Origin of the sequence: Streptococcus sp. 2021WUSS109 (assembly GCF_044427305.1) — a bacterium.
Lineage (GTDB): Bacteria > Bacillota > Bacilli > Lactobacillales > Streptococcaceae > Streptococcus > Streptococcus suis.
In genome coordinates this window covers 1-4,765 of record NZ_JAOTGF010000044.1, presented here as the reverse complement: position 1 = coordinate 4,765, position 4,765 = coordinate 1, and the positions used below count along the sequence as shown (strand labels likewise).

5 protein-coding genes, 1 tRNA gene and 1 pseudogene are annotated in these 4,765 nt (G+C 38.5%); 5 read left to right on the top strand and 2 right to left on the bottom strand.

Annotation, left to right across the window (positions count from 1 at the left end):
• Window positions 1-49: 49 nt before the first annotated feature.
• A tRNA-Pro gene (locus tag ODU37_RS10530) sits at window positions 50-123 on the top strand.
• Between the two features lie 116 nt (window positions 124-239).
• Here ODU37_RS10530 and ODU37_RS10525 read toward each other — a convergent pair.
• Together ODU37_RS10525 and rlmD are read right to left on the bottom strand one after the other, a co-directional pair.
• Window positions 240-378: pseudogene (locus ODU37_RS10525) on the bottom strand (transposase); the annotation flags it as partial.
• A 102-nt stretch (window positions 379-480) separates the two neighbouring features.
• Window positions 481-1,833 (bottom strand): 23S rRNA (uracil(1939)-C(5))-methyltransferase RlmD, encoded by a 1,353-nt coding sequence (gene rlmD / locus ODU37_RS10520; RefSeq protein WP_105159991.1) that lies wholly within the window; start codon window positions 1,831-1,833, stop codon window positions 481-483.
• Between the two features lie 37 nt (window positions 1,834-1,870).
• Here rlmD and recX point away from each other — a divergent pair, with 37 nt between their 5' ends.
• From recX to ODU37_RS10500, 4 genes are all read left to right on the top strand, one after another.
• On the top strand, window positions 1,871-2,647 hold the full coding sequence (recX, locus tag ODU37_RS10515) for a recombination regulator RecX (RefSeq protein WP_105159990.1): 777 nt from the start codon (window positions 1,871-1,873) through the stop codon (window positions 2,645-2,647).
• A gap of 75 nt (window positions 2,648-2,722) precedes the next feature.
• Window positions 2,723-3,256 carry a DUF402 domain-containing protein gene (locus ODU37_RS10510; protein ID WP_004194106.1) on the top strand — a complete coding sequence of 178 codons (534 nt, stop codon included), beginning with the start codon at window positions 2,723-2,725 and terminating at the stop codon, window positions 3,254-3,256.
• Between the two features lie 57 nt (window positions 3,257-3,313).
• Window positions 3,314-3,631, top strand: a complete 318-nt coding sequence (locus tag ODU37_RS10505; RefSeq protein WP_044761715.1) for a DUF960 domain-containing protein — start codon at window positions 3,314-3,316, stop codon at window positions 3,629-3,631.
• A 99-nt stretch (window positions 3,632-3,730) separates the two neighbouring features.
• Window positions 3,731-4,462: a GntR family transcriptional regulator gene (locus tag ODU37_RS10500; RefSeq protein WP_004194101.1), complete on the top strand. Its 732-nt coding sequence runs from the start codon at window positions 3,731-3,733 to the stop codon at window positions 4,460-4,462.
• The last annotated feature ends 303 nt before the right edge of the window (window positions 4,463-4,765 follow it).

Below are 4,765 nucleotides of genomic sequence, written 5' to 3'. Positions count from 1 at the left end.
CATCACTCGCTTAATGGAGACGTTAGGGGAGCTTTATTTTTAATAGTATCGGGAAGTAGCTCAGCTTGGTAGAGTACTTGGTTTGGGACCAAGGTGTCGCAGGTTCGAATCCTGTCTTCCCGATTATTGGGCTCTTTGTCAACTGTAGTGGGTAGATGAAAAGCTAATACCTAGAGAGGACGAACTTCGTTCTCTCTTTTTTATCTCTTTCTTATTTTCAGGAGATAAGCTGAAAAGGGCTATTCCCAGCCCTTTTCACTGTTCAAAGCAATCAAAATCCGTTTTTAAAGTTTTCATCTTCCTGAAACCAAAGGTATTTCTTTTAATGACTTTGATGAGATTGTTAGTTGTTTCTAATTTGGCGTTTGAAAATGTGAGTTTTGTTGTTTTTCAGTGTAGGTCATAGGGGACTTTTTTCTACACTCAAAAAGGCTCTGTATGACCAGAGTGGGTTTACCCGTCATAGTCTTACAGTGCCTTTCATTTTTTGCTTAGTTTAACAACCGCCTCGGTCCGTGCTGTGTGGGGAAACATGTCGACAGATTGAATGTATTCTACCTTGTAGGCTTTGCTTAGCTCAACAAGGTCCCTTGCAAGAGTGGAGACGTTGCAGGATACGTAAACCATTTTAGCTGGTTTGTAATCCAAAATGGTTTTGAGGAGCTTTTCATCGAGTCCAGTTCGTGGAGGATCAACTACCAAGGCATCGGCCCTGTAGCCTTCTTGGTACCACTTTGGAATGATTTCTTCTGCTTTACCTGCCTCATAGTGGGTATTGGATAATCCCATTCGCTTAGCGTTTGCTTTAGCATCCTCGATGGCTTCTGGAATAATGTCCATACCTCGAACAGATTTGACCTTTTTTGCAAAGGCGAAGCCGATTGTGCCCACGCCACAGTAGGCATCAATCAAGTCTTCATCTCCTGAAATATCCAAAGCCTTGACGGCCTCGCCGTAGAGAATTTCTGTTTGTTGGGGATTTAGTTGGTAAAATGCCCGTGGAGATAGTGAGAATTCGTAATCTAAAACAGCCTCATCGATAGCTTGTTCTCCCCATAAAATTTCTGTTTTTTCACCATAAATATCACTCGTTTTCTGTCTATTCCAGTTTAGAGCAATAGTGATTATACTTGGAAATTGACTGGTGAGTTCATCAATTAATTTAGTAAGATTAACCTGACAAGAGGTGATAAAGATCACTTGAACTTGACCTGTTTTTCGAGCCTTGCGGACCATAACCGTGCGGATTCCATGTTGCTTGCGCTCATTGTAAATAGGAATACGGAGCTTGGTGAGTAGTTTTGCGATTCCGTTGATAATCTCTTGTGTTTCGGCATCTTGGACGTAACAATTCGTAATTCCAATCAAGCGATGGGAATTTTCTGCATAGAGACCGGCCTTGACTTGATCTTTGAAAGATCGAGTCTGGAACTGTAATTTGGCACGATAGTGACTAGGCTTATCCATACCGATTGTTGGATAAATAGTGTAGTTTTCGTAGCCAGCTGGTTTGAACTTTTTTAGGGCCTGCTGCAAGAGATCTTGTTTGAAGTCTAATTGTTTATCATAGCGGAGGTGCATGATTTGACAACCACCACAGGCTTGATAGATGTCACAGGCAGGCTTGACACGGAATTTTGATTCCTTGTTGATTTTTAACAATTTTGCTTCAACGAAATTTCGTTTGACTGAGGTAATTTGACAAAAAATTTCTTCCCCCTTAAGGGCACCAGGGACAAAGACTAGTGTTTTTTGATAAAATCCGATGCCTTCTCCGTTGATGCCCATTCGTTTGATTTTTAAGGGGATTCGTTGGTTTACTTGTAGATTCATATTATTATTTTACCGAAAAATCCTGTATAATGAAAGAATGAGAATTACAAAAATTGAAAAGAAGAAACGTCTTTATTTACTTGAAGTGGATGGTCAGGATAGTTTGTATATTACGGAAGACACAATTGTTCGCTTCATGCTTAGTAAGGGAAAGGAAATCACGGAGCAGGAGTTTCGTGAGCTTCGCGATTTTGCTCAGTTTTCTTATGGGAAAAATTTAGCACTTTATTACCTTTCCTTCAAGCAACGTACCCAAAAAGAAGTTAGTGATTATCTAAAAAAATATGAAATTGAAGAAAACAATATTGTCAAGATTGTGACGGTATTAGAAGAGGAAAAATGGCTGGACGATGGGAATTATGTTGATAGCTATGTTCGTCAGAATGCTCTAAATGGAGATAAGGGACCAGCTATGATTCGTCAGAAGTTGATGCAGAAAGGAATTCCTAAACCGCTGATTGATAAAAGGCTGGCAGAGGAAGATTTTTCAGAGCTTGCTGGGAAGATTGGGGAGAAATTGGTGGGTAGATACCAAAGAAAATTGCCTCTTCGAGCTTTGCAAGATAAAGTTGTACAGGGATTGATGGGTAAGGGGTTTTCTTATGAGATGGCCAAACAAAGTCTGGGTCAGTTGGAACTTGTGGCTGATGAGGAAAATGAAGATGATTTAATCGCCAAGGAATTGGATAAGCAGTATAGAAAATATAGTCGTAAATATGAAGGCTATGAATTGAAGCAAAGGTTGATACAGGCTTTAGCTCGAAAGGGTTATGACTTTGATCGGATTCAGACTGTCCTTCGTGATTATCTGTGAAAAAATTTAGCCTAGGTTAGAAAAATATGATATAATAGTCAAGATAAATTGTAATTGTAGAAAGTTGGTAACAAAGTGAAATTACCAAAGGAAGGCGACTTTATTACAATTCAAAGTTATAAGCATGACGGTGAAATTCATCGCACTTGGCGTGACACCATGGTATTAAAAACAACGGAAAATGCTATTATTGGAGTCAATAATCATACCTTAGTGACTGAAAATGATGGTAGGCGTTGGGTAACAAGAGAACCAGCAATTGTTTATTTTCATAAAAAATACTGGTTCAATATCATTGCAATGATTCGTGAAAACGGAGTTTCCTATTATTGTAACCTTGCTAGTCCATATGTTCTCGACAATGAGGCACTCAAATACATTGATTATGACCTAGATGTTAAGGTCTTTGCTGATGGTGAAAAGAGACTGCTGGATGTGGATGAATATGAGCGTCATCGTAAGGCGATGAAGTATTCGGATGATATTGATTTTATTTTGAAGGAAAATGTCAAGATACTGGTTGATTGGATTAATAACCAGCGCGGACCATTCTCTCCAGCCTACGTTAATATCTGGTACAAACGCTATTTAGAACTGAGAAGTAGATAAAGTTAGAAAAGAAAATCCTGTTTTACAGGCTTTTTTCTTATTGTAAAGGAGGGGCTTATGGCCTTTGAACAAACAAATGGGCGCTATGCAAGTTTTGGAGTTGTGACCTCGCTTCCTGGGGAAGTGATTGATAGTTTCTGGTATGTTATTGATCACTATTTAAAAGGAGTTATTCCTTTGAAAAATGTAATCCGTTTTTCTATCAAAAATCGTCGTGGTAAGATTACGCTGGTCTTTTCGCAGGAAGGTTATAAAAATGTACTGGCTGTAGATTTAAGTAGTCGTTTTGATCCTTTTTATCCCTCAACAATCTTGGTAATGGACAAGCAGGGAAAAGAGACCATTACTTTGACAGATGAGGTGACCTTGCTTTAGCTTGAAGAGATGGTATTTTATCACCCAAGATATTGTTAATATATGAAATTTGGTGTAAAATAGATTTGTAAGCTTATGTGGGTTAGAAAGGAGGAGTCTATGGTTAGTCAAACTGTTGAAAAACCTCTCTATTTGCAGTTGGTTGATGAATTGGAAGTTGCAATTCGTGAGAGGATGGCTCCGAATGACAAGTTATTTTCAGAGCGTGAGTTGACACAGGTTTATGGTGTCAGTCGTATTACAGTTCGTTTGGCTTTGCAAGAATTGGAAAAACGTGGCTTAGTCTATAAGAAGCATGGTAAGGGAACCTATGTATCTGAGATTTCAGATACTGCAGTTGATTTGTCTCAGGCCTATAGTTTTACTGAGCAAATGAAAAAAATTGGGAAAGTACCGAGGACATCTATTTTATCCTTTGAATTGGTTAAGGCGTCGGACTATATTGCGCAACATCTACAACTTAGTCAGGGTGAGGAAGTGTTTGAAGTTGAACGTTTGAGACTTGCAGATGAGGTTCCGATGATGTTGGAAAGGACATATGTTCCTGCCTCGCTATTTCCTGGATTAGCTGCTCAGCGAATGAAGTCAACTCCCTTGTATGAAATTTTTTCAGAGGATTATCATCAGGTGATTCGTTTGGCAGAAGAAGAGTTCTATGCAAGTATTGCTTTGGATAATGAAGCTAAGATACTCGGGATTCCAAGCAATAGTCCAGTGCTTCATTTGGTAAGAAAAACCTATAATGATAAGAATAGAATTATCGAGTTTACGTTTAGTATTGCTAGAGCAGACCAGTTTCGTTACAAGATTACCCATCAACGGGGATATTAGAATTAATACTCTTCGAAAATCAAAATTATTCGTTGTCAACTTGCCTTGATGAAATCCAGTTCCATTTTCGGTTTCGTTTCCTAGACTACTTTTGATTGTTATTGGATATGAAAAAAACGCGGACGTTAGTCAATGTCATTAAGTTAACTAACCTATCACATTTTGTGGTGGGTTATTTTTTATGTTACACTAAAAATAAAAGGGGAAAAGTCATGCTAGATCAGATTAAAGCTCATTTACTTGATAGTATTAACGACATCGTTTCCACCGCAAACCAGTTTGTGCTTCATCCTGAAAAAGATT

What these genes read in the sequence shown, in the direction of transcription:
- rlmD (WP_105159991.1), bottom strand. Translation starts at nt 1,833, where the DNA reads ATGAATCTACAAGTAAACCAACGAATCCCCTTAAAAATCAAACGAATG.
- recX (WP_105159990.1), top strand. Translation starts at nt 1,871, where the DNA reads ATGAGAATTACAAAAATTGAAAAGAAGAAACGTCTTTATTTACTTGAA.
- ODU37_RS10505 (WP_044761715.1), top strand. Translation starts at nt 3,314, where the DNA reads ATGGCCTTTGAACAAACAAATGGGCGCTATGCAAGTTTTGGAGTTGTG.
- ODU37_RS10500 (WP_004194101.1), top strand. Translation starts at nt 3,731, where the DNA reads ATGGTTAGTCAAACTGTTGAAAAACCTCTCTATTTGCAGTTGGTTGAT.